Source organism: Nocardia sp. PLKS1-43 (assembly GCF_059510335.1).
Genome location: NZ_JCAJZQ010000009.1, coordinates 136,974 through 160,198, shown reverse-complemented (window position 1 = coordinate 160,198; position 23,225 = coordinate 136,974). Strand labels below are relative to the sequence as shown.

Here is a 23,225-nt window from a genome sequence, read left to right as displayed (position 1 = left end):
GCGGCTACCGCCCCGACCGCAGTTCGACCGCATCGAGCTTGGTCGCCGCGAAGTCGATGAATGCCGAGTCTCCGGTCGCCAGCACCGCCCGGGTCAGGCGCGTATCAATCATCTCGCGTGTTTCGATCGCCAACGGCGAACGACTGTTCGCCAGACACGGGCCGCCATAGAGCCACAACGCGGTGCGGACGTCACCGGCCCGCAGCGCCGCGAGCAATTCGACCGCATCGATGACCATCGGGGTCAGCACCCGATAACTCGCTCGCATGGGAATGAATTCGGTGTCGATGCCCAATTTCCGGGCACGATAGGCCAGGGTCGGTATGGCCGACTTCGACGCGCAGTCGGAGAACAGATCGCGAAGCAGCGACGACTGTCTGCGTTCACCACCGGCAAGCGCGATGGCCAGCAGGAATTCGAGCGTCCTGGTCGAGACGTACCGGCGCCCGTCGACCGACTGATTGCCGAGCACCGTGATGTTGCGACATCGCCGCGTTCCGGGATATCGCACCCGAAAATCCGTCGTCGTCATCTGCGGTGCTCACAGATACAGCTCGGGCCGTTCGGGCAGGACACCGCCGAGCACATCGCGAACATGCTGTAATTCCTGAATGTGCCATCCGCACTGGATCGCACAACGACGTCGAGATCGAATTCGGTCGTCATATTTCCCTCCGGCGCGCCGACGCATCGTGTTGCCGGCGTTTCACGCAGGCACTCTCACACGGCGATCACGACAGCGGCAATGGAATCGCCCGCTTTGCGACGCGAAACCGCAGGTCAGAACCGTTCACCGGACGTCCGTTCCGGACGTGCGGGAGCGCACTCATCGCATCCCGGCGAGCGAGCGCGACGGGTCTTCGCGCCTACCTCGGTCGATTGTTTCGTCAGGCCGCAGTGACGCGGGAGCGGTTGCGGCACTTTACTTTTCGTGCTATGGTGAGGTTTCGTTCTGCTAGCGTTGTGCGCATGAGCATCAATGCGCGCGATATCGCCTATTCCGATCTCGATACCCAGCTCACCGGAGTGCATTGCTGGGACGACGAACGATCCGGGGAACGGCCGGGCGTCCTGCTGATCCACGGCGGCGCCGGACTGGACGAGCACGCGCGGGGCCAGGCCGAACGATATGCGGCGCTCGGCTACGTCGTGTTCGCATGCGATCTGCTCGGCGACGCGGCCGGTGATCGCGAGCGGGTCGTCACCACTCTCACCGCGCTCCGGGACGATCCCGCGTTCATGGTCCGCCGCACAACAGCGGGCCTGGCCACGCTGCTCGAGCTGCCCGGCACCAACACGAGCGCGGCCGCGGTCGGCTTCTGTTTCGGCGGCCTGACCGCACTGACGCTCGCCAGATCAGGTGCCGAGATCGCCGGGGCGATCAGCATGCACGGCAGCCTGACCACCGTTGCCCCGGCGCAGCCCGGCACGATCCGAGCCCGGCTACTGATCTGCCACGGCTCCGCCGATCCGCATGTTCCGCAGGCCGATGTAGCGAGCTTCGTCGAGGAGATGAACAACGCCGACGCCGACTGGCAGCTGAACGTCTACGGCAACGCGCAACACGGTTTCACCCACCGACACGCCGTACCGGGCGCCATCCCCGGCGTCGCATACGATCCCGCCGCCGACACCCGCTCCTTCGCCGCCGCCCGCGATTTCCTGGCCGAGATCTTCGGCTGACACCGCAGACCGCTCCGGCACACCGCGGCACCGCATCCCACAGCCTCACCCGCCGGACTGCGCGGCGTCCAAGGCACCGAACCACCCGAGACCTATTCGCCGACGCCCCGGACTCGGCAACGCCGCGGACCAGCAGCGGACCGAACCCGCCGCGAGGTAACCGAAAATCCGGCCTACCCGCGGTGTCGCGGTGCCCCCGGTCGGGCTCGAACCGACACTGTGCGGATTTTAAGTCCGCTGCCTCTGCCAATTGGGCTACGGGGGCGACCCGGTTAGCGTACCGAAGTCGTACGTCCGTCTCGGAATTCTGCCTAGGTTGAGTGGTACGGAGTCAGTGAACTCCTTCCATCAGGCGGCTGATGCCGGGGGCCAGGAAGTGGACGACGATGCCGACCACGATGGTGACCAGGCCGATAATGCCGAAGTAGGCGACCTCGTGGTGCGGGCTGTAGTAGTCGGACAACACGCCGGACATGGATGTGCCGATGCCGACGGAGAAGAAGTACAGGGCCATCATCTGGGCGCGGAAGGCCTCGGGCGCGAGTTGCGTGGTCACGGCCAGGCCGATCGGGGAAAGCATCAGTTCCGAGACGGCGAAGACGCCGAGGATGAAGAAGACCAGCAGCGCGGGCACCGTTCTGCCCTCGAATCCGGCCAGCAGGACGAACAGCCCGAACGCCGCGCCCATCCCCATCACGCCGTAGGCGAATTTGCGTGGCGTGGTCGGAGCCCGGTTCCCCAGTCGGGTCCACATCAGTGCGAACAGAGGCGACAGGGCGATCACCCAGACCGGCTCCTCCGACCCGATCCAGTTCGACGGCGCGGTCCAGCCGAAGACCGACCAGTTCATCCGCTCGTCGGAGTACACCGCGAGCACGGTGAAGATCTGCTGGAACAACGACCAGAAGACCGCGTTGGCGATGAACAGCGGAATGAACGCACGCACCCGAACCCGCTCGAGCGGCGTGACTTTCGGGCTCGTCAGCATCAGATAGAAGTAGACGGCCGACGCGACGGCGATGACACCGGTGATCCACCAAGCGACGGCGGACAACTTCACCATTCCGGTGAGCCCCGCGATCGCGACCACCACCACGACCGCCACGACGAATCCGATCACGATCGGAATCTGGTTGCGCGGCAAGGGGTTCGGGACGATACGTCCGTGTGTGCCCAGATTGCGCCGGAAGACCACGTACTGGATCAGCCCCAGGGCCATGCCGATCGCCGCCGCGCCGAAACCGTAGTGGAAGCCCAGATCGGTCTGCAGGACGCCGGTGATCAGCGGGCCGATGAACGCCCCCAGATTGACGCCGAGATAGAACAGCGTGAACCCGCCATCACAGCGCGGGTCGCCCTTCTCGTACAGGGTGCCCAGCAACGAGGACGCATTCGCCTTGAGCGCACCGCTGCCGAGGGCGACCAGCGTCAGGCCCGCGCCCACCCCGGCCAACCCGGGCAATACCGCCAGCGCGATGTGCCCCGCCATGACGACCACGCCGCCGTAGAAGACCGTGCGCTCCATGCCCAGCACCCGGTCGGCCAGCCAGCCGCCCAGCACAGTGGACATGTACACCACGCCGCCGTAGGCGCCGACGATGCCGGTCGCGGTGGTCTTCTCCAGCGCCAGCCCACCCTCGGTCAGGGAGTAGTACAGGTAATACCCCAGGATCGTGACCATGCCGTAGAACGAGAACCGTTCCCACAGCTCGACCCCGAACAGATTCACCAAGCCGATCGGATGTCCGAACACGGTGCGTTCGGATGCCCGTCCGGGCTGGTGGCCCACCTCCGTCATGCATTCGACCTTTCCATGACACGCAATTTTCCAGCAACCAGGGTGACGGTTGCGGCGCAGGATGCGAACCGGTCGGGTCCGCCGCCGAAGGAAGAGTAGTCAGTTCGCCGGGTCTGTGACGATATTTCCGAGCAAGATGATCAGACTATGAGCATTCTGCTCGCACAAGGTCAAACTTCAAGGAGGCCGACTGAACATTATGCTTTCTCGAACGATCCATATGTGAACGCTCACAGATGAGCGTAATGGCCGATCGAGGACAATTCCGACCGCCTTGTCGACCAGTCTCGGGCCCAGCTGGGAAACGCACAGCCACGCATGCCGCACCGATCGGGACAACTTCTACCGCCTCCCCCTCGGCAACCGGAAACCGTTCCCCCACTACAGGACTCAGGACAGGGATAATGCGATTCCGTCGAGGATGTCGTGTTCACTGACGATGAGTTCGCCGATTCCCGCCCGGCGAGCCAGGTCGTCGGCCAGCACCTCGGCGATCACCGCACCGCCGCCGATCACATCGACCCGGCCGGGATGCATCGGGCCCAGCGCCGCGCGCTCGTCGTGATTCATACCGACCAGCCGATGGCACACCGTGCGTAGTTCGTCGAGGCTCAGCCTGGTGAGATGCACCTTCTCCGAATCGTATTCGGGCAGATCGAGCGCTACCGCGGCGATCGTGGTCATGGTTCCGGCGACGCCGACCCAGGTGCGCGCACGCTCCACCGGCACGACGCCGAACGCCTGAGCCAGCCGCTGCTCGGCGAAGAACCGCGCGGCGGCGACCTCCTCCGGGGTCGGCGGGTTGCCGTGCAGGTGGCGTTCGGTCAGGCGGACACAGCCGATATCGGCCGAGTAGGCGGCATGCACCCCCGTCGCGTCGCCGAGGACGACCTCAGTGGACCCGCCACCCAGGTCGACGACCACGAAAGGACCTTCGGCACTGGATAATTCACCGACCGCACCGGCGAAGGACAGCCGGGCCTCCTCGTCCCCGGTGATCACCTCGGCCTGCGCGCCCGGTACCACACGTCCCAGTTCCGCGGCGGTCATGGCGAAGAAGTCGTCGCGATTGCCGGCATCGCGGGTGGCGGAGGTGGCGACCATGCGGACCGTCGAGACCCCGGCCTCGCGCATGAGGTCCACATAATCGTGCAGGGCGACGCGGGTGCGTTCGATCGCGTCCGGATTCAGCTCCCCGGTGGCGTCCACCCCCTGCCCCAGCCGCACGATGCGCATCTCCCGGTGCACGTCGGTCAGCTTCGGCCGGTCCGGCGGCGACCCGGCCGCGACGTCCGCGATCAGCAGACGGATCGAATTGGTGCCGCAGTCGACCGCGGCCACCCGATCATTCGCCGCCATCCGAGCCTCCTGTGGAATCCGCTTGGTACTGATCGTATTTCGGCCAGTCGGCCGGGATCGCGGTGCCGCGCAGACGCCCCTCCGCGGCCAGGGCGACCGCCTCGTCGCCGAACGGGTTCACCCCCGGCCCCTTGGCCAGGGCGTGCGCGATCAGCACGTGCAGGCATTTGACCCGCTCGGGCATGCCGCCGCCACTGAAATCGGTATCCAGCGATTCGATGGCGTCGCGCTCGGCCAGATAACTCTCGTGGGCGCGACGGTAGGCGGCGGCCAGCGCCGGATCGGTGGCGATCCGCTCGGTCATCCCGCGCATCAGCCCCTCGGCCTCCTGACGGCTCGCCTCCGCGGTCAGGCGCGGATCGGTCAGGTAGTACAGGGTCGGGAACGGGGTGCCGTCCGGGAGCCGCGGCGCGGTCTTCACCACCGCGGGCTGCCCGTCCGGGGTGCGGTAGGCGATGGCGAGTACGCCGCGCGGCGAACGGCCCAGCTGCCGGGCGACGATCTCCAGATCGTCGGCGCTGGGTGGGGTGTCGGTCACCGGGGCTGTCCTTCCGGGGTCGAGGGTGGCGGCGTGCCGGTCTGCGGCGCGGCCGCCGGAGCCGGTTGCGGGTTGTTCATACTGCGCCACAGCTCGGTGTACCAGGGGTCGGGTTTGCGGGGTGCGGCGGTCGGGGCGGGCACCGCGGGTTGTTCGATGCCGGGGACCTGCACGATGTACGCCGTGTCTCCAGGCATCACCAGCCGCAGCCGCTCGCGCGCCTCGGATTTGATGTACGCCGGATCCTGTTGCTGGGCACGGCGATCGCGCAGGCGGGCGACGTTCTCCTCGAGCTCGCGGCGCTGCTGAGCCAGCTGGGTCGCCTCGGCGCGCTGACTCAGGTAGGTGCGCATCGGCACCGCCAGGGTCAGCGCCAGCGCGCAGAGCACCGCCGCCAGCAACACCGCACGTCCGGTGGAGAGACCTAGGAACCGGCGCTCGCGCTTGTCCTTCGCGTTCCGGGCGCCGGTGCGGCGCGAGGACTTCTGCGCGCCCGGGCCGGATTCGGACCGCGAACCCGTCGTCCGCCGCTGCGCGGCGCGTTTTCCCGCGGCCGTGCGGGCCGGCGGAGTGGAGACGGTCCGTTCCGGGCGGGTGTGGGCCGACCGCGACGAGCGGCGGTCACCACGTCCGCCCGGACTGGTGCCGCGCGCCCGCCGTTCGGTCATCTCTCACACCTCCGCCGCCACAACGACTCCGACGGTACTATCCCTCGACGGCAAAGCGCGGGAACGCAACGTCCCCGGCGTAGCGGGCCGAATCGCCCAGCGCGTCCTCGATACGCAGCAGCTGGTTGTACTTGGCGACACGCTCGCTGCGAGCCGGGGCGCCGGTCTTGATCTGACCGCTGCCGACCGCGACGGCCAGATCCGCGATGGTGGTGTCCTCCGTCTCGCCCGAGCGGTGGCTCATCATCGTCTTGTAGCCGTTGCGGTGGGCCAGGTCGACCGCGTCCAGGGTCTCGGTCAGCGTTCCGATCTGATTCACCTTGACCAGCAACGCATTCGCCGCGCCCTTGGCGATACCGTCCTCGAGCCGTTCCGGGTTGGTGACGAACAGGTCGTCGCCGACCAGCTGGATCTTGTCGCCGATCTCGTCGGTCAGCGAGACCCAGCCCGCCCAGTCGTCCTCGGACAGCGGATCCTCGATGGAGACCAGCGGGTAGGCCGAGAGCAGCTCGTTGTAGAAGGCGGTCATCTCCGCGGCGGTGCGCACCGAGCCCTCGAAGGTGTAGCCGGTGCCGGCGGTGTAGAACTCGGTAGCCGCGACGTCCAGGGCCAGCGCGACCTCGCTGCCGACCTTGTAACCGGCCTTGCCGATCGCGGCGGCGATCAGATCCAGCGCCTCGCGGGTGCCACCGGGCAGATCGGGCGCGAAACCGCCCTCGTCGCCCAGACCGGTGGACAGGCCCTTGGCCTTCAGCTCGGCCTTGAGCGCGTGGTAGACCTCCGCACCCCAGCGCAGCGCCTCCCGGAATGTGGGCGCGCCGATCGGGGCGATCATGAATTCCTGCACGTCGACGCTGGTGTCGGCGTGGGCGCCACCGTTGAGGATGTTCATCATCGGCACCGGCAGCACATGCGCGTTGGGGCCGCCGAGGTAACGGAACAGCTCCAGACCCGAGGATTCCGCCGCCCCACGGGCCACCGCGAGCGACACGCCCAGCAGCGCGTTCGCGCCCAGGCGGGACTTGTCCGGGGTGCCGTCCAGATCCAGCAGAACCTGGTCGACGGTGCGCTGCTCGACCGCGTCCAGGCCGATCACGGCCGGGGCGATCTCGTCGAGCACTCCCTCGACGGCCTTGTGCACCCCCTTGCCGCCGTACCGATCACCCCCGTCACGCAGTTCGACGGCCTCGTGCTCGCCGGTGGACGCGCCCGAGGGCACGGCCGCGCGGGTGAGCGTGCCGTCGTCGAGAGCGATCTCGACCTCGACGGTGGGGTTTCCGCGCGAATCCAGGATCTCGCGAGCTCCGACCTGTTCGATGATGGCCACGAAAACGACACTCCTTCGGCAGCAACGACGGCCCTGCTCACCGCCGTTCATGAGCAGGTCGCACGGTGACCCCGTGCGACAGCGAGCGTAACCCAGGCGATGCACGTCCACCCGAGCCACATGCCCACCAGCACCCCTTACCTGCATAAACACCCACAGCAGCCCATACAGCGTATGCGGATCCACGCAACCGGTGCGGCCTCCCACCCGCACCCAAAACATGAGGTAATCCCCCACCCCAAGCCCCACTCAGCGGCGAAGCGTCCTACCCAACCAGCCAGGCCGTACCACGCTCAACGGCGAAGCGCCCCCAACCAGCCAAGCCGTACCACGCTCAACGGCGAACGCCCCCACCCAACCAACCAAGTCGTACCGCACCCAGCGGCGAAGCGCCTCGGTGCGCTGGGAGTCGCCCGCGAAGCGATATGTTCAGCAACACCAACCCCAAGGTTTTCGGCGCGGGCTCATCGCTCACCCCTCGAAGCGCACGACCGAAGGCCGAGTCTCGACCGCACGACGACCCCCTCAACCAAACCTTAACCAGCCGATGCGAAGCGAGGCGATGGCCAACGCCCCCAGCGGCAAAGCGTCTCCGTCCCGCTGGAAATCGCCCGCGAAGCGATAGGTTCAGCAACACCAACCCCAAAGGTTTTCGGCGCGGGCTCGTCGTTCAGCCCTCGAAGCGCATGGCCGAAGGCCGAGTCTCGAGGGCTGAACGACGAGCCTTACAGCGCCGAAAACCCGCCGGAGCGAAGCGGAGGCAGAAATCACGGCTGTCTACCCACACCGTAAGCCGCAGCGTCGCGGCGGACCTCGGCCATGTAGGCGGTGGACTGGTTGTAGGTCAGCAGGGCCTGCTGCCAGCCCGCGGCGGTCGTGAGGTTGCCGCCGCTGGCGCACAGGTAGCGCGCGGCGGTCAGGGATGCGTCGTCGATGCTGTCCGGATCGGCGACGCCGTCGCCGTTGGCGTCGACGCCCCAGCGCTGCCAGGTCTCGGGCAGGAATTGGAACGGGCCCATCGCGCGTACGTACACCGGACTGCCCGTGCGCGCGGTGGCCGCCTCGTCGAGAATCCTTGCCACACCGGGTGATCCGTCCAACGGGATACCGCGGATCGGCGGGGTGACCCGGCCGTCGGACGCGATGTGCGCGCCGCCGTGACTGCCGTGCCGGCTTTCCACGTACGCGATCGCGGCCACGGTGGTCCAGCCGATTCCGCAGTCCGGCCGCGAACGCGCCAGCACGGCCGCGGCGTAACCGTAGGCCTCCAAAGCGATCACGGGGACTTTCAGCGCGTCGGACCGGTCGGCGGCCCAGCCGTGCAACTGCGCGGCGCTGCGTCCGGGCGCGTCGAGATCGATCGCCGGAACCGCCGCACCCGGACCGGGCGGAATCCCGTCCGGAATCGGCGGAAGACGTTCTCCAAGACCACATCCGCACAGCACGAGCAGCGCCGCGACGAGGGCGAACCCGCCGACGGCGCCAGCTGGAACGACGCGACCACCGGTCCCCGCACTACGCACCCCTCCATCATCCAGATGCGTGGAATCGGACACCGATCAGCTACGGTGTTCTCTGCTTTGTCGCAATGCCCGATAGCTATCTTTGCCGACACAAATTAGGTAAGGCTTGCTTAATAAGGTTGAAGCGACTACCTTCCCAGACGAGTGGTCCTCCTGATGCTTCACCATGCCTCGCAGAAGGGAATCCCTGGTGAATCACGTTCTTTGCGAACGTAACCCGCGCCACCCCGTCGACACCGCGTTACCTCATCGCTCCGACGACCGGATCGAGCATCGCGCGCTCACCGCGCCCGCGGCGCACGCCGTGCGCACCGCCGCGACCGAGATCGTCATCACATTCCGGTCGCTGCCGAACGTGTCCGCAGAGGCCTGTCGCACCCTCACCGATCCGCGACTGATCGATCTCGTCGACGCGCACGCCGCCGCGTTGCCCGAGTCCGTGCGCGGTGCCGTGCGCCCGCCCGCGACCCGCGCCGGAGCCGCCGTACTCACTGGATTACCGCTGCTCGAGGACGATCTCGGGCCGACTCCGCGCGACTGGCGCGAGGCCGCGGCCTGGAGCAGCGACCCTGCCGGCAGCCAGGCGTCGTTCCGGCTGGACATCACCATGTTGCTGCTGGCCCGCAGCGCGGGCGAGCCGTTCGGCTGGCACGGGCAGCAGGGCGGCCGGCTGGTCAACAACATCCTCCCGTCCCCCGGACACGAGCACGAGCAGTCCGGCGCGAGCAGCACCACTCTGCTGTGCCCGCACACCGAGGACGCGTTCCACCCGCAGCGGGCGCATCTGCTCATGCTGGGATGCCTGCGCAATCCGGACCGGGTCGGCACGACGGTGTCCTCGGTCCGCCAGGTGCGCCTGAGCCGCGAACAGCATCACCGGCTCGCCCATCCGCGCCTGCCGATCCTGCCGGATGTGTCCTACGGCACCGACTTTCACCGCTATCCCGCCGCACCGGTCGCCACCGTCGGCGGTGACCAGTCGCGTCCCACACTGCGCTACGACCCGGCCTATACCCCGCTCGACGACGCCGACGACGAATTCCGCAGCGCCTACGACCATCTCGGGGCGGAACTCGAAAGGGTTTGCCACACAGCGGTTCTGGATCCAGGCGAGCTGCTGCTGGTCGACAACGACGTCGTGGTGCACGGCCGGGTGCCGTTCACGCCGCGCTACGACGGCACCGATCGCTGGCTCAAACGGGTGAACGTGCGCCTGGCGCGCGATCGCCCGGCCGCCGAGTCGGCGGAAAATGGCTATGGACAACGTACGGTCACCCCGTTCGCCGGGAGGGCCGGTACCCGCGGGACACGAGCCCACGGGCAGACAGAGGCCGCAGACGACCAGTGAACCGAGGATTGTCGTGAGTACCCGAACCACACCGCTGCGTGTGCTCAGCCGCAGCGACCTGGCAGACGTTCCGATCACGCCCGTCGCGGTGGTGCGCGCGGTCGAGGAGGCGTATCTGGCTCTGGCAGCACAGGAGTCGGACAACCCGCGCAAACTCAGCGTGGCGCATCCGGACGGCTGGTCGGTGGCGTACGCCATGCTGGGCCGGGACGGCCGGCGCCGCGTGGTCGCGATGAAGACCTCGTACAAATTCGATCCCAGCCACGACCGCAGCACCAAGCGCTACTACACCACCATCACCCTGTACGACGATGCGACCGGTATGCCTATCGCGATGATGGACTGCGCCCGGGTCGGCGCGTTGCGCACCCCGGCGGTCTCCTCGCTGCTGGTCCGCGAGACGCTCCGTCCGGGCGCGCGCAGCGTACTGCTCATCGGCACCGGCACCCAGGGCCGGAACGCGTTGCCGCACTTGCTCGCCGCCAATCCGCAGCTGGACAAGCTGATGCTCTACGGCACTCACCCGGAAGGGTTGAAGGCGGTGCACGAGTACCTCGCCGCCCACGATCCGCGGCTGGAGCTGAAGGATGTGGCCGATCCGCGCGAGGCCGCCCGCAGCGCCGACGTCGTGCTGGCCACGGCCGGTCCGGGCACCTCGGTCGCACTCGAATCCAGCGATCTGGCACCGGGTTCCACGGTGGTGCTGGTCGGCTACGGCCTGGCCCCCTCCACGCTCGTGGACGCCGATCGGGTGATCGCGACCAGCGCCCAGCAGATGGCGCTCACCGGAACCGATATGGCGGGCCCGGACGGGCGGCTGCGCGGCGTCGACGCCGAGCTGCCGCAGATCCTGAGCCGTCGCGTCGAGGGCCGCACCCGCGACGACGAGCACATCTTCGTCTACAACAGCGGTCTGGTACTCACCGATATCGCCGTCGCGCACGCCCTCGCCGAACGGGCGATCGCCGACGGACGCGGTACGGAGGTGGCTCTGTGGGATTGAGCATCGGCACGGCGGCCGGATCGGTGCGCACGAGCCCGATCGCCGCTCCGGCGATGCCCGCCCATCGCGACGAATGGGAACTGCGACTGCTGGCCGACCCGGATCTGCTGCGGGACATCGCATTCGCCGTCGGTGGGCCGTTCCACGTGATGTATCCCGAACGGGTCGGCGACAATATAGACGGCTTTCACGCGACGTTCGCGCAGGCCGGTGTGGACGGCGCGATCTACTACGGCAAGAAGGCGAACAAGGCGGCATGCGTGGTTCGCGCCTGCGCCGAACACGGTGCGGGAGTGGATGTCGCGAGCGCCGGCGAGCTGAGTTCCGCGCTGGCACAGGGCATCCGGGGCGAGGACCTGATGGTGACCGGCCCGGCCAAGTCCGCGGAGCTGCTGTGGCTGGCCGCGCGGCACGGCGCGCTGATCGCCGTCGACGCGCCGGGCGAATTGGATGAGCTGGTGCGCGCGGGCCTGCCCGCCCGGGTGCTGCTGCGCATGCTGCCGCCGGGATCGAACAGCCGCTTCGGCATGACCGACACCGAACTCGACGAGGCGTTAGGTCGCGCCGACCTCGGCCCGGTCGCCCTGTCGGGCTTCAGCTTTCACCTGTCCGGTTACGATCCGATCGCCCGAGCGGAGCTGGCCGCCGCACTGGTCGACCGGTGCCTGGCCGCCCGCGAACAGGGCCATCGCACGAGCACCATCTCCATCGGCGGCGGATTCGCGGTGGACTATCTGAGCGAACCAGCCTGGCGGGATTTCCTGGCCGACTCGGACGCACGACACTTCCACGCGGACAAGCGGTTCGGCTCCTATTACCCGTATCACACCGACTGTCCCGGCCCCGACATGCTGCGCGCGATTCTGCGGCACCGGAACTTGGCACAACGCCTGCGCGAGAACGAGATTCGGCTCGCGATCGAACCCGGACGCGCCCTGCTCGATCGAGCCGGCAGCAGCGTCTTTCGAGTGCAGGGCGTGAAAACCCGTACCGCGCAGGGGGACTCGTACCAGTTGCTCACCGTCGACGGGACCAGCCTGAGCCTGTCCGAGCAATGGTTCGACAGCGAATACCTACCCGATCCGGCGCTGTGGCCCACCCGGCCGGGCGCCCCCACACCGGCGAGCGTCGGCGCGGCCACCTGCCTGGAATCCGACATGCTCAGCTGGCGGCGCATCCCGCTGCCCCGAGCCGCCGAGATCGACGATCTGCTCGTCTACCCCAATACCGCCGGCTACCAGATGGATTCGAACGAGTCGGCGTTCCACCAGCTACCGATACCGCCGAAAGTGGTGCTGTACAGCACGTCCGGCGGGCGGTTCCGCTGGACGCTCGACGCTCGATGAGCGCCCGGCAGATTCCTTCGCAACATTTCACCGCACTCTGGACCGAGGAGACCCGAATGCCGCTCGTCACGCGTGTGACGGACCTGATCGGCAACACACCGCTGTTCGAACTGGCGGCGACCACGGCCGGTACCCGGCTGTTACTCAAGCTCGAGCAGTTCAACCCCACCGGCGCGGCCAAGATCCGGATAGCCCGCGAAATGGTGCTCGATGCCGAGCGCCGGGGTTTGCTGCGAGATGGCGGGCATATTATCGAGTCCACATCGGGAAATACCGGACTCGGACTGGCGGTGGTGGCCGCCGAACGTGGGTATCGCTTCACCGCGGTCGTCGACCACCACGCCTGCAAGGACAAGTTGCGCGCGATGCGAGCCATGGGAACCGAACTCGTGTATGTCGCCGACCCCGGCGACGCCCGTCTGGGCGGTCAGGGCCCGGAGGAGGCAGCTTGCGTAACCACGCAGGGCCCCCGCGCAGACGGCATAGAACCCGGCCTCGCTACCTCGGCGCGGGAGGATCTCGCCGAGGAGATGGCCGCTGCCCGGCCCGACGCGTACTTCACCGAACAGCACAACAACGACGCCAACGCCCTGGGCTACTACGCGGTCGCTGATGAGTTGCTGGAAGATCTGGAACGGGTCGACATCCTGCTGTCGGCAGTCGGCACCGGCGGGTCGCTGTTCGGCACCGCGCGGCGGCTGCGCGAGCTGGGCCGCCCGGCGCGGGTGATCGGCGTGGAGCCGGAGGGATCGATCGCCTTCGGCGGTCAGGGCGGTCCGTACTGGCAGTCCGGTACCGGCACCCCGCCGGGCGCGACGATCGGCACCGCGGTGGATTATTCACTGCTGGACGAGGGTCTGAAGGTCTCCGATGTGGCCGCCTTCGCCACCGCCCGCGCCGTCGCGCGCAAGCTCGGGCTCATGATCGGCGGTTCGGCGGGCGGTTCGGTGCACGCCGCGCTGACCCGGCTCGAGGAGTTCCCGCCGGGCTCCACGGTGGTGACCATCGTGTGCGACGGCGGCGAGAAGTACCTGGACACGGTCTTCGACGATGCCTGGATGAGCGAGCGCGACCTGCTCGACGAATCGGCCGAGGCCGAGGTGATAACTCTCCTGAACCGCTACGCCCCCGCGGCCACGGAGAATCTGGTGGGCGCGCGATGATCTCACCACCGCTCCCGCCGCCCCGGCCGAGTCACCCGAGCGCCGCGACGAGAACACGGTTTCCAAGTTACCGCGGAAGTAAGGTATACCTAAGTGAGAATGCAATTCTCACCGATGGGGCGGCACGATGAGCAACACGACGGTGCGGTCGGACGGGCGGCAACTGACCGCGCTCGCCACGCCGATCGCCATGACACAGCTGGCCCAGGTCGCGGTGTCGACCACCAATATCGCCCTGATGGGCTCATTCGGCGTGAACCAGGTCGCCGCCGGCGGGCTGGCACTGGTGTTGTTCAACCAGATCCGAACCATGTGCGTCGGGCTGATCACCGCGACCGGTAATCGGGTCGCGACCGTGGTCAGCCGGGCGGAGAAGCGAAATACAACGGCGGACACCGAGATTCGCGAGGTGGTCCGGGCGAGCCTGCTGATCTCGACCGTCGCGGGCATTCTGGGCGGGCTGGTGCTGATCGGTCTGGGCTGGGCGCTGCGCTGGCTCGGCCAGGACGAGGCGGTACTCGCCCAGGCCCGGCCGATGATGGTGGCGCTCGCGCCCGGCCTGCTGCCGTGCCTGTGGTTCCAGGTGATCCGGCAGTACACCGTCGGCATGCGCCGGCCGCAGGCGCTGCTGCTGGTCACCCTCGGCTCGGTTGCGCTGAATCTCGTTGCGGCCCTTGCCTTCACGCACGGCTGGGCGGGCATTCCGGCGATGGGCCTCACCGGTGTCGGGGTGGCCACCGCACTGGTGTTCCTGCTGATGTTCGTGGCGTTCTGGCTGATGGTGCACCACGACGACGAACTCGGCGCGACCCTGCCGCTGCGGCCGTGGCCGGTGCGCCGGGCGACCGTGATGGCGGAATTGCGTCTCGGCACGCCGATCGCGCTGACCTACGGCTCGGAGGCCGGCCTGTTCTCGGTGCTGGCGCTGGTGATGGGCACCCTCGGCCCGGCCGCGCTGGCCGCCCACAACGTGGTCTATCAACTGGTGTACATCGTGTTCCAGGTGGCGGTGGGGCTCTCACACGGCGCGTCGATACTGGTCAGCCGGACTGCGGCGCGCGAGGAGTACCGGCGCGCTCGCACCCTGGCCTGGCTGGCGCTGCGGCATGCGGCGATAGTCGCGGGGCTGGTGGGAGTGCTGTACGTCGTCATGCCGGACATCGTGCTGCGCCCGTTCCTGACCAGCCGTGATCACGCCACCATCCATCTCGCGCACACCCTGCTGCTGATCGCGATCGTGCTGCAATTCTTCGACGCGGCGCAGAACATCGGCAACGGACTGCTGCGCGGGATGACCGACACCAAGGCAGGATTCCGGCTGTCGCTGATCGGTTACTGGATTGTGGGATTGCCCACAGCACTGCTGCTCGCCTTCCCGCTGCGACTGGGCCCGGCGGGGGTCTGGTGGGGTCTGGCCACGGGTCTCGCGACGACCGCCGGACTGATGCTGCGCCGGTATTTCGCGCATCTGGACACGCGTGAGCAGGCCGAGCCCCGGCTGCTGGCCGATAGCCTTCCGGGGCACGGCTGAGTCGAAGTTCTCATCTGCGCGTAAGCATGTCGTCACCGGGCACGGGCACTGTGGAGTGGACGGGTTTCGCTATTCTCGGCAACGAGGACGAAGCCACAGTGCCCGTCACGACGACGAGCGAGCGCGGGGAGGAGTCCGGTGCCCAGCAACAGAGTCGCGGAGTATCCGCGACCGGACCACATTCTGTTCCATTTCAGCGATACCCATCTGGTCGGCGACGGTGCGCTCTACGGCGCCGTCGACGCGGTCGAGCGGTTGCGCGGGCTGCTCGCCCAGGCCGAGGCCAGCCGGATCACCCCCGCGGCGATCGTCTTCACCGGAGATCTGACCGATCAGGGTGAGCCGGACGCCTACGACCGGCTGCGCGCACTGGTCGAACCGCTCGCCGAACAGCTCGGCGCACCGGTGGTGTGGGTGCCGGGAAATCACGACGACCGGGCCGCACTGCGCGAGCACCTGCTCGACGAGTCCGCTTCGGCCGAACCCCTCGATCGAGTGCACCTCGTGGACGGACTTCGCATAGTGGTGCTGGACTCGACGGTGCCGGGTGAGCACTACGGTGAGCTCACCGACGCGCAATTGTCTTGGCTGCGTTCGGTTCTGGCCGAGCCCGCACCGTTCGGCAGTATCGTGGCCATGCATCACCCGCCGGTGCCGTGCATTCAGGATCTGGCCGTCACAGTGGAACTGCGTGACCAGCGCCGCCTCGCCGAGGTCCTGCGCGGCACCGATGTGCGCGCCATCCTCGCCGGTCACTTGCACTTCTCGACCACCGCGACCTTCGCCGGAATTCCGGTTTCGGTGGCGTCATCGGCCTGCTACAGCCAGGACCTGGCCGTCACCGACGGCGGTCAGCGCGGCCGCGACGGCGCGCAGAGTTTCAACTACGTGCACGTCTACCCGGATACGGTCGTACATTCGGTGGTCCCGCTCGACCACGGCCCGACCGTCGGGCGCCCGGTCACCCCCGAGCAAGCGGCGCAGCGATTACGCGAGGCCGGGATCGTCATCCCGGAGGCCGGGCGCATCCCGCACGTCCTGCCCGGCCGCACTGCGACGCCGGAGGTCGACGGCGAAGCGGTGCCCTGAGCCACGGCCCGGGGCTGCCCGACACGATGGCGTGCAATCGCTGAGCCGGCCGGGCAGCGACCGGCCCACGCACGGGTGACACCCAGGGTGCGTCCCGGCTTCGGCGAGCCGATGCCCGTGCCCGCCGCCGAGTTCGATGAATAATCGAATCCGGTTATGCCGCACCGGGTTCGAGGGCGGCGAGCGGATCGTCGTCGGTGATCAGTTCCCACGGGGCCGGGTCCGGGAAATAGCCCTGAAGGAATTCCGAGACCGCCCGGACCCGTTCGGCTTCGGCGACCTCCGGGAAACTGCCGTCGTTGAGACAGAAGAAGTCCACGTTGCGGCGTCGGGCCAGGGTCGGCAGCAGGCTCAGGCCGCTGTGGCTGGTGGTGTCGACGTAGCGCATCTTCGCCGCCTCCTGCGGTACCGCCCGGCCGGTGAACAGGGCGTAGTAGTGATACAGCGAATTGGTCACCGAGATATCGGTGGCCGCACGGAACCGGCTGGCCCGGGTTCGCGCGAAATCCGCGCCGAACTCGTGTTCCATCTCGTGCAACACGCTGCGGCGCAACGGAACCGGTGTATGTTCCAGATGCCGGGTGATCAGCGGCCCGAAGCGGCGGGCCAGCAGCTGCCGGTTCACCCGGGCCGCATTCTCGAATCCGCTGCGCCGCTCGTTGTTGGCGCCGGGACCGATCCGCGTACCGGCCTCGATGAAGCGGCTGATCCCGGCCGGGGTGAAGAACATCGAAGGCCGGATCGGGCGGGCGAAGAACATATCGTCGTTGGAGTACAGGAAGTGTTCGGACAGGCCCTCGATGTGGTGCAGCTGGCATTCGACGGCGTGCGAGTTGAACACCGGCAGCCCGGCGGTATCCGAGAAGTGGTCCACCGCGCGCACGATCGTCACCTTCGGATCCTGGGCCAGCCAGGCGGGCACGGCCGAATCGGTGGCGATGAAGATACGCCGGATCCAGGGCGCGTTCTTGTGCACCGAGCGCAGCGCGTACCGCAGCTCGTCGATCTGACGGATGCGAGCATCGGCGGCATCGCCCTCACCCACGACGACCTGTGCCATCATTCCCGCACGGCGAGCACGGAATTCGGGATCGGCGCCGTCCACCCAGGAGTAGACGATATCGATGTCGAAGCCGACGTCGGTAGGATGCGGCGCGAACATGCCGTCGAGGGTCGGCCAGCTGGTATCGAACAGCAGGACCGTGCTGCGGGTGACATCGGCGAGGTCGAAAACGGTGCGGGTCAACGCGTTCGGACGCGGGCACTCGACGGTATCGCCGTGGTGATCCCACAGCTCGATATCGACGTGATGCGCCGGATCGGCGTCTCTGCCGAGCCTGACCACGTTGTGCCGCAACTCGTTACAGGAGAATCCGGCGATCATCGAGGCTCCGAGCACTCGCCGCAACGCCGTGCGATACGTCGAGTCCACGGCCAGCACCGGCCTACTTGCCGCATCGCGCACCAACAGGTACGGCACTTCCGCCGCGGCGAATTCACCACGCAGATAACGCAAATCGTCGATCACCGCGGCCGATACCGACAGATTGCGCACCGCGCTGGGGCCGTCGGTCCACCCGGTCACGTCCACTGCATCGAATTCCGTCATCGTCGATCTCCTGTTTTCCACATCGGCCCGTGCCGGGCGAACCGGCGGAATACGGGCATTCACACCCCTGAACTACAAACACACAGCGCCCTCCACCTGGACGGCGGAGGGCTAGCGGAACCGTTGTGCGCTAGGGAAGAAACCGAATTCGTCCCGGCGCGGTGAGACTGTTCGGAAAGGCTGCCCATAACCGATGGCGAGAGGATCGCAATTCCATTCGTTCTCACCTCACTCACGGACGGACGCATTCGAGCGTCGCTGATTGCTGTGCCGACCGCCGACATCGCGTGCATGCACCACGCGTGGCGGCATCGGCGAACTTCACCGGGCGGCCATCGGCCGGTAACTCTCCAGACCTCGACTCGACGAGGAACTGTTACGAATGATGCAACGAACGAGACCGATTAGTCAATCCATACCCGCGCAGGTCCGAACGCATTTTTCACAGCGGTAACGAAAACGCCGCGAAAGTTCGGCGGCCGGCTCAGGCGCACATACCGCTCGGTCATGAATTGAGGATAGGCATACCACCGGACCGCAGCCGGTGTGCGCGGCCAGCGGTCATGCGGCGCAACGGCTTACACTGCTAACTGTGGCACAGCCCGCCGCATAGCCGACCGTGAGGTGAGCAGAGATGGTAACCGGAGCCCGAGAACGTCACGAGTCCTCGACCGAACATCCCGAACTCGACGTCCTGCCGGAGTGGCCGCTGGACACGATCGCGGTTCTCGTGACGACCGACCCGGCTCCGCACGCCATCCCCGTCTCCTGGCCGGTGCGCGCCGGAGATCGCCGAATCCTGTTGAGCCTCAAGTCCGATCGTGGTTCCCTGGCTCGGTTGCGGGCGCGTCCCGAGGTGGCGCTGCTGATTCTGGGCGGCGGCAATGTCGCGTTGTGCGCACGGGGCCGGGCGCATGTGCTCGCCGATCCGATGCCGGGCGCCGAGGATTACACCGCCGTGGACATCGACGTCGACGTGATCGACGATCACCACCAGTCCGCGTTCGCCATCACCACGGGTATTCAGCGCCAGGTGCTGGACGATTCCGAACTGCACTATCTCGAATCCCGGGTGGCGACATTACGCACGATGGCCGAGGCCCGGCAGTGATCGCCGCCTTCTCCATCACGCCCATCGGGTCCGGCGAGGAAGTCGGACGCGCGGTCGCCGAGGCGGTGCGCGTCGTGCGCGCAAGCGGCCTGCCCAATGAGACCACCGCCATGTACACCACCGTCGAAGGCGAGTGGGACGAGGTCATGGCCGTGATCAAGCAGGCCACCGACGCCGTCATGGCCGTCTCCTCCCGGTGCAGCCTGGTGATCAAAGCGGACGTGCGTCCCGGGGTGAGCGATGCGATGACCGCCAAGGTGGCCAGCGTCGAGCGCTACCTCGCGCAGGAGTAGGCCGTGCCCGCGATCCAGGTCGCCGTCTGCGGTCCTCGGCAGTGCACCGCTGCCGAGGCGGAGAATGCCCTGGTCGTCGGCGGGTTACTGGCCGAGGCGGGGGCGACCGTGCTGTGCGGGGGCGGTACCGGGGTGATGGCGGCGGTGGCCGCCGGGGCGGGCGAGGCCGGTGGCCTGGTGATCGGGATCCGGCCGGACGACGATCCGGGCGCGGTCTGCGCCGGTGTGTCGGCGGTGATCCGGACGAATATGGGCGAGGCACGCAATGCCGTCATCGTCTCCTCGGCCGACGCGGTGATCGTCATCGGCGGTTCCTGGGGCACACTGTCCGAATTCGCCCTCGCGCACCGCCGAGGTGCGCGCGTGGTCACTCTCGGCGGCTGGCAACTGCTCGACAGCACCGGAAACCCGGTGCCGGATCCATCGTTCCGGGCGCACTCCCCCGCGCAGGCCGTGGAGTACGCACTGTCCGGAATCGACAGGCCTGCCGGCGCCTGATCCCGCGAATCCTCCGATGTCGCAACGCGGCAACAGCATTCGCGCTGATCCATCGAGATAGCGCTGTGGTCAACGGTTTCGCGCCCTCTGCCGCACTTGGTGATTCAGCGCGGTTCGCTCATCGCCGCCCATTCGCCGAGCGCGAAACCCGCTCCGGCGCGGCGAACTTCGACCGCACCTGAGCCGCCGAGATGGGCGGGTATCACCAATTCCCTTTGGTCGGAGGCACGTTCGACGACTCGGCGGCGGGTGATCGCGGCTTCCCGAGGGTTCAGGCACAGGCAGCTGCTACAGGACGGGTGCAGCAGCTGCATGGGACTGTGCACCATATCGCCGACGAAGACGGCCCGGTCGCCGCCCGATGCCAGGCGGACCACCGAGGAACCGGGAGTGTGACCGGGGGCGGACTCGAGGGTGAGATTCTCGTCGATGCGGTAGGCGTTCTCCCACAGGATGCTCTGACCTGCGCGATGAACGGGAGCGATGCTGTCCTCGTACATGAATTCGTCGTCGGGGCGGCGGCCGTCGGCGTAGTTGTTGCCGGGGCCGAAGTACGCTTCGTCCGCCGCCGGAATCAGGTACTGCGCGTTGGGGAAGGCCGGAACCCACTCACCGTCGACGTCGTGCGTATTCCAGCCGACGTGATCGCCGTGTACGTGGGTGTTGATCACGATGTCGACATCGTCGGGATGCACGCCGGCCCGTGCCATGCGCTCGGGGAAGTCACTGTGCCGCCGGTGGAACAGCTCACGTCCGGGCCGCTCGCGATCGTTGCCGACACCCGTATCGATCAGGATCGTGCGGCCGCCGCTGCGCAGTACCCACGTCTGAATCGCGGCCACGGCGAGTTCGGTATCGGCATCCCAGTGGTCCGGTGCGAGCCAGTCCGCGTTCTCTCGCCAGGTCCGCTCGGTCGTGTCGGGCAGCAGGGCCGGGCCCGGCATCAACTGTCCCCGCCACTCGATGACGCGGAAGATCTCCACCTCGCCCAGCACGATGCTCTGTGAACTTTCCATATTCACAGGCTATGGCGGGCATATGAGTCGTTCAATGCTCGCTCACGTCGAAAAAATACGTGTTCATCTCACTGATGAGCTTGATCGCTATGCTGGCTGCATGGATGTGCTGAGCGATGCGATCGCCGCGATGCGCCTGGGACAGCCGTCGTCGAGCCGGCTGCGCACTCGGGAGCGCGGCTGGTCCACTCGCCTGACCGCCTACGACGGCGCGGGGTTCCACGTCGTCCTGCGGGGCAACTGCTGGGTCCTTCCCGAGGTGGGCGATCCGGTGCTGCTGGGCCCCGGCGATGCGGTACTGCTGCCGCACGGGACCGAACATGTGCTCGCCGACCATCCACTCGACGAGCACGCCGCGACCCACGCGATACCGTTCGAGCGATGGCGCGCGGGGCAGAGCCCCGAAATACCCTCGGACACTGCCGATTTCGAGGTTCTGTGCGGCAAGTACCGGCTCGACCGCCGCGGGCAGCACCCCCTCGTCGCCGAACTGCCGCAGCTGATCCACCTGCCGACCCGCATCGGCGACCGGATCGAACTGCGCTCCGCGATCGATCTGCTCGGACTCGAACTGGACCGCCGCGGCCCGGGCTCGTGCATCGCCGTCCCCGGCCTGCTCGACCTGCTGCTGATCTACATGATCCGCGCGTGGATGACCGAATCACGCACCGGTCTGTGGCCGGCCGCGCTGACCGATCCGATCACCGCCGCCGCCCTGCGCGCCCTGCACACCGACCCCGCCGCACCCTGGACCATCGACCGCCTCGCCGCCGAGACCGGCGTCTCGCGCGCCACGCTCGCCCGTCGCTTCACCGCCCTGGCCGGCCGGCCGCCCATGGGATACCTCACCTGGTGGCGCATGACCCGCGCCGCGGTCCTACTTCGCGACACCGAAGACCCGTTGTCCGCCATAGCATCTCAGGTCGGCTACGCCACCCCGTATGCCTTCTCCCACGCCTTCGCCAGACAATTCGGCCTCTCTCCCGGCCGCTACCGCACCACCAGCGCTCGAACTTCCGCTCCCACAAGGCCTTTCGTTACCACTGCGGAATGATTCGTTACACCTGTTGCCACGCATCGCATCCGCGCACGACAGGGTTCGGAGATCACGCGCGGGCATCCTCGGGTCATCCCGGCCTGTGGTGCCGGCACGTGATATGCCACGACGGGTGCTGACCGGTTGCGGCCCGATCGATTCCGAGCTTTCCCGCCGCGCATGATGCGGGCGGGACAGAGGGTCGTCCCGCGGTCCGGGTGAGGATTGCCGCGCCTGCCAGTATCGTGTCGGCATCTACCCGCGCGCCGGTGTGTCGCTCGGCCAGCATCAGACAGTGGCAATCGGTGGCGATTTCGACCGTGGCGGCCGGGAACATGCGCCGCACCGCGTCCGCGAGCGCGAATCCATGACGCCACGACTGTATCCCGGCAGGGGCGATCAGGCCCGTGGTGTGCCGGATCGGCCCGGCACACGCGATGCCCACCGCGGCGATTTCATCGTCCCCGGCGACATCGAGCAACAGTTCGCGGCAGCTCTCCCACACCGCGTGCGCCGGTGTCGGAATGCGGCGGGTACCGGTGATACCCGGCCATGCGGTGATCCGGCCCGCGGCGAAAGTCACAGGACCGATATCCAAAGCCAGCGCACTCATGAGTAGTCCACCGCCACAGGGCTTTTCGGAATGGTTCGATAATTGTTCGGCCCGTGCGCGGTTACCACCTGCTGATCGGGGCCGTGCGCGCGCACCACCGGGAGGTAGCGGCGGCCGTCACGCAGATCGCGTGCCAGATCTCCGTAGGCGACCTCCAATTCGGCGAGCCGAGTCCACTGCCGATGCACTCGGTCGGAGGTTGGGCCGTCGGTCGCCAGGAGCAGGAAGGCGTGCGCCGCGACCGCTGCCATGCCATCGATGGTTTCGCCGAGCGTGTGTTCGTGCGGTCGTGCCCCCACCGCCGGGCTCGGCAGGTTCCGGATCGTCCACGCGTCGATATCGGCGATCAGCACGACACGGCGGGAGCCGAGCTCATCGACCAGGTTCGGGTGAACGCCCATCTGCCGATGCACCTCGGTCAGTTCGCGCGCCAGGCCGCACAGCGCTTGGCTGATCACTCCACCGCGCCGGCGCTCGGCTCCGTCGTGCGCATGGGCGCGGCGTGCCGGTGCGTCGTTCCGCCGCGCTGGACTGGCGTTCTGCCCGGCGAGTGCACGCAGCAGCGCGCTCGGGCCGGGCAATACCGCAGCTACGGCGGTGTCGTTGTAGGGACGCCGGTGATGCATCGGTCTACCTTTTCCGGATACCCGTGCGGTCGGGCACCGAATTCGTT

Annotated in this window: 23 protein-coding genes and 1 tRNA gene; 11 read left to right on the top strand and 13 right to left on the bottom strand. The window is 67.7% G+C overall.

Annotated features, from left to right (window positions below):
• Window positions 1–4: 4 nt before the first annotated feature.
• Both AC5WS7_RS28205 and AC5WS7_RS28200 read right to left on the bottom strand, forming a co-directional pair.
• Complete coding sequence (locus tag AC5WS7_RS28205; RefSeq protein WP_495957616.1) at window positions 5–511, bottom strand: hypothetical protein; 507 nt, start codon at window positions 509–511, stop codon at window positions 5–7.
• A 17-nt stretch (window positions 512–528) separates the two neighbouring features.
• Entirely contained in the window at window positions 529–666 is a 138-nt protein-coding gene (locus AC5WS7_RS28200) for an FDLD family class I lanthipeptide (RefSeq protein ID WP_495957615.1), read from the bottom strand.
• 303 nt (window positions 667–969) lie between these two features.
• Here AC5WS7_RS28200 and AC5WS7_RS28195 point away from each other — a divergent pair, with 303 nt between their 5' ends.
• Window positions 970–1,683, top strand: a complete 714-nt coding sequence (locus AC5WS7_RS28195) for a dienelactone hydrolase family protein (protein ID WP_495957614.1) — start codon at window positions 970–972, stop codon at window positions 1,681–1,683.
• A 191-nt stretch (window positions 1,684–1,874) separates the two neighbouring features.
• On the opposite strand, the gene AC5WS7_RS28190 is transcribed toward AC5WS7_RS28195, so the two are convergent.
• The 7 genes from AC5WS7_RS28190 to AC5WS7_RS28160 all read right to left on the bottom strand — a co-directional run bounded on the left by AC5WS7_RS28190 (window position 1,875) and on the right by AC5WS7_RS28160 (window position 8,896).
• Window positions 1,875–1,948: transfer RNA gene (locus AC5WS7_RS28190), tRNA-Leu, on the bottom strand.
• Between the two features lie 66 nt (window positions 1,949–2,014).
• Window positions 2,015–3,481, bottom strand: a complete 1,467-nt coding sequence (locus AC5WS7_RS28185) for a peptide MFS transporter (RefSeq protein WP_495957613.1) — start codon at window positions 3,479–3,481, stop codon at window positions 2,015–2,017.
• Window positions 3,482–3,871: 390 nt separating this feature from the next.
• Window positions 3,872–4,840 carry a Ppx/GppA phosphatase family protein gene (locus AC5WS7_RS28180; protein ID WP_495957612.1) on the bottom strand — a complete coding sequence of 323 codons (969 nt, stop codon included), beginning with the start codon at window positions 4,838–4,840 and terminating at the stop codon, window positions 3,872–3,874.
• Window positions 4,827–5,378: a DUF501 domain-containing protein gene (locus tag AC5WS7_RS28175; RefSeq protein WP_495957611.1), complete on the bottom strand. Its 552-nt coding sequence runs from the start codon at window positions 5,376–5,378 to the stop codon at window positions 4,827–4,829. Before AC5WS7_RS28175 ends, AC5WS7_RS28180 begins: the two co-directional genes overlap by 14 nt.
• Window positions 5,375–6,046, bottom strand: a complete 672-nt coding sequence (locus AC5WS7_RS28170; protein ID WP_495957610.1) for an FtsB family cell division protein — start codon at window positions 6,044–6,046, stop codon at window positions 5,375–5,377. The genes AC5WS7_RS28175 and AC5WS7_RS28170 overlap by 4 nt, the downstream gene beginning before the upstream one ends.
• Window positions 6,047–6,083: 37 nt before the next feature.
• Entirely contained in the window at window positions 6,084–7,373 is a 1,290-nt protein-coding gene (eno, locus tag AC5WS7_RS28165; protein ID WP_495957609.1) for a phosphopyruvate hydratase, read from the bottom strand.
• 767 nt (window positions 7,374–8,140) lie between these two features.
• Complete coding sequence (locus AC5WS7_RS28160) at window positions 8,141–8,896, bottom strand: lytic transglycosylase domain-containing protein (protein WP_495957608.1); 756 nt, start codon at window positions 8,894–8,896, stop codon at window positions 8,141–8,143.
• Window positions 8,897–9,086: 190 nt separating this feature from the next.
• Between AC5WS7_RS28160 and AC5WS7_RS28155 the strand changes: the two genes are divergently transcribed.
• The 6 genes from AC5WS7_RS28155 (at window position 9,087) to AC5WS7_RS28130 (ending at window position 16,376) form a co-directional block, all read left to right on the top strand.
• Window positions 9,087–10,244, top strand: a complete 1,158-nt coding sequence (locus AC5WS7_RS28155) for a TauD/TfdA family dioxygenase (protein ID WP_495957607.1) — start codon at window positions 9,087–9,089, stop codon at window positions 10,242–10,244.
• 40 nt (window positions 10,245–10,284) lie between these two features.
• The gene (locus tag AC5WS7_RS28150; RefSeq protein ID WP_495957764.1) at window positions 10,285–11,247 is read left to right on the top strand and encodes an ornithine cyclodeaminase family protein; all 963 of its coding nucleotides are present in this window, start codon (window positions 10,285–10,287) and stop codon (window positions 11,245–11,247) included.
• On the top strand, window positions 11,238–12,593 hold the full coding sequence (locus tag AC5WS7_RS28145; RefSeq protein ID WP_495957606.1) for a type III PLP-dependent enzyme domain-containing protein: 1,356 nt from the start codon (window positions 11,238–11,240) through the stop codon (window positions 12,591–12,593). The genes AC5WS7_RS28150 and AC5WS7_RS28145 overlap by 10 nt, the downstream gene beginning before the upstream one ends.
• A 56-nt stretch (window positions 12,594–12,649) precedes the next feature.
• The gene (locus AC5WS7_RS28140; protein WP_495957605.1) at window positions 12,650–13,756 is read left to right on the top strand and encodes a PLP-dependent cysteine synthase family protein; all 1,107 of its coding nucleotides are present in this window, start codon (window positions 12,650–12,652) and stop codon (window positions 13,754–13,756) included.
• Window positions 13,757–13,883: 127 nt separating this feature from the next.
• Window positions 13,884–15,287: an MATE family efflux transporter gene (locus AC5WS7_RS28135; protein WP_495957604.1), complete on the top strand. Its 1,404-nt coding sequence runs from the start codon at window positions 13,884–13,886 to the stop codon at window positions 15,285–15,287.
• A 138-nt stretch (window positions 15,288–15,425) separates the two neighbouring features.
• Window positions 15,426–16,376 carry a phosphodiesterase gene (locus tag AC5WS7_RS28130; protein WP_495957603.1) on the top strand — a complete coding sequence of 317 codons (951 nt, stop codon included), beginning with the start codon at window positions 15,426–15,428 and terminating at the stop codon, window positions 16,374–16,376.
• A gap of 154 nt (window positions 16,377–16,530) precedes the next feature.
• On the opposite strand, the gene AC5WS7_RS28125 is transcribed toward AC5WS7_RS28130, so the two are convergent.
• A complete protein-coding gene (locus AC5WS7_RS28125; protein ID WP_495957602.1) occupies window positions 16,531–17,985 on the bottom strand; it encodes a stealth family protein in 1,455 nt (484 codons plus the stop codon).
• Between the two features lie 634 nt (window positions 17,986–18,619).
• Between AC5WS7_RS28125 and AC5WS7_RS28120 the strand changes: the two genes are divergently transcribed.
• The 3 genes from AC5WS7_RS28120 to AC5WS7_RS28110 are packed head-to-tail and all read left to right on the top strand — an operon-like array spanning window position 18,620 to window position 19,887.
• Window positions 18,620–19,096 (top strand): pyridoxamine 5'-phosphate oxidase family protein, encoded by a 477-nt coding sequence (locus AC5WS7_RS28120; RefSeq protein ID WP_495957601.1) that lies wholly within the window; start codon window positions 18,620–18,622, stop codon window positions 19,094–19,096.
• Window positions 19,093–19,389 (top strand): MTH1187 family thiamine-binding protein, encoded by a 297-nt coding sequence (locus AC5WS7_RS28115; RefSeq protein WP_495957600.1) that lies wholly within the window; start codon window positions 19,093–19,095, stop codon window positions 19,387–19,389. Before AC5WS7_RS28120 ends, AC5WS7_RS28115 begins: the two co-directional genes overlap by 4 nt.
• Window positions 19,390–19,392: 3 nt before the next feature.
• Window positions 19,393–19,887 (top strand): SLOG cluster 4 domain-containing protein, encoded by a 495-nt coding sequence (locus AC5WS7_RS28110; protein ID WP_495957599.1) that lies wholly within the window; start codon window positions 19,393–19,395, stop codon window positions 19,885–19,887.
• Between the two features lie 104 nt (window positions 19,888–19,991).
• Here AC5WS7_RS28110 and AC5WS7_RS28105 read toward each other — a convergent pair whose 3' ends face one another.
• Window positions 19,992–20,903 (bottom strand): MBL fold metallo-hydrolase, encoded by a 912-nt coding sequence (locus AC5WS7_RS28105; RefSeq protein ID WP_495957598.1) that lies wholly within the window; start codon window positions 20,901–20,903, stop codon window positions 19,992–19,994.
• A gap of 100 nt (window positions 20,904–21,003) precedes the next feature.
• On the opposite strand from AC5WS7_RS28105, the gene AC5WS7_RS28100 reads away from it, so the two are divergent.
• On the top strand, window positions 21,004–21,957 hold the full coding sequence (locus AC5WS7_RS28100) for an AraC family transcriptional regulator (RefSeq protein WP_495957597.1): 954 nt from the start codon (window positions 21,004–21,006) through the stop codon (window positions 21,955–21,957).
• A 73-nt stretch (window positions 21,958–22,030) separates the two neighbouring features.
• On the opposite strand, the gene AC5WS7_RS28095 is transcribed toward AC5WS7_RS28100, so the two are convergent.
• Window positions 22,031–22,552 carry an ROK family protein gene (locus AC5WS7_RS28095; RefSeq protein WP_495957596.1) on the bottom strand — a complete coding sequence of 174 codons (522 nt, stop codon included), beginning with the start codon at window positions 22,550–22,552 and terminating at the stop codon, window positions 22,031–22,033.
• Window positions 22,549–23,178 (bottom strand): hypothetical protein, encoded by a 630-nt coding sequence (locus AC5WS7_RS28090; protein WP_495957595.1) that lies wholly within the window; start codon window positions 23,176–23,178, stop codon window positions 22,549–22,551. The genes AC5WS7_RS28095 and AC5WS7_RS28090 overlap by 4 nt, the downstream gene beginning before the upstream one ends.
• Between the last annotated feature and the right edge of the window lie 47 nt (window positions 23,179–23,225).

What these genes read in the sequence shown, in the direction of transcription:
- AC5WS7_RS28200 (WP_495957615.1), bottom strand. Translation starts at nt 666, where the DNA reads ATGACGACCGAATTCGATCTCGACGTCGTTGTGCGATCCAGTGCGGAT.
- AC5WS7_RS28195 (WP_495957614.1), top strand. Translation starts at nt 970, where the DNA reads ATGAGCATCAATGCGCGCGATATCGCCTATTCCGATCTCGATACCCAG.
- AC5WS7_RS28185 (WP_495957613.1), bottom strand. Translation starts at nt 3,481, where the DNA reads ATGACGGAGGTGGGCCACCAGCCCGGACGGGCATCCGAACGCACCGTG.
- AC5WS7_RS28180 (WP_495957612.1), bottom strand. Translation starts at nt 4,840, where the DNA reads ATGGCGGCGAATGATCGGGTGGCCGCGGTCGACTGCGGCACCAATTCG.
- AC5WS7_RS28170 (WP_495957610.1), bottom strand. Translation starts at nt 6,046, where the DNA reads ATGACCGAACGGCGGGCGCGCGGCACCAGTCCGGGCGGACGTGGTGAC.
- AC5WS7_RS28140 (WP_495957605.1), top strand. Translation starts at nt 12,650, where the DNA reads ATGCCGCTCGTCACGCGTGTGACGGACCTGATCGGCAACACACCGCTG.
- AC5WS7_RS28135 (WP_495957604.1), top strand. Translation starts at nt 13,884, where the DNA reads ATGAGCAACACGACGGTGCGGTCGGACGGGCGGCAACTGACCGCGCTC.
- AC5WS7_RS28125 (WP_495957602.1), bottom strand. Translation starts at nt 17,985, where the DNA reads ATGACGGAATTCGATGCAGTGGACGTGACCGGGTGGACCGACGGCCCC.
- AC5WS7_RS28120 (WP_495957601.1), top strand. Translation starts at nt 18,620, where the DNA reads ATGGTAACCGGAGCCCGAGAACGTCACGAGTCCTCGACCGAACATCCC.
- AC5WS7_RS28105 (WP_495957598.1), bottom strand. Translation starts at nt 20,903, where the DNA reads ATGGAAAGTTCACAGAGCATCGTGCTGGGCGAGGTGGAGATCTTCCGC.
- AC5WS7_RS28100 (WP_495957597.1), top strand. Translation starts at nt 21,004, where the DNA reads ATGGATGTGCTGAGCGATGCGATCGCCGCGATGCGCCTGGGACAGCCG.
- AC5WS7_RS28095 (WP_495957596.1), bottom strand. Translation starts at nt 22,552, where the DNA reads ATGAGTGCGCTGGCTTTGGATATCGGTCCTGTGACTTTCGCCGCGGGC.
- AC5WS7_RS28090 (WP_495957595.1), bottom strand. Translation starts at nt 23,178, where the DNA reads ATGCATCACCGGCGTCCCTACAACGACACCGCCGTAGCTGCGGTATTG.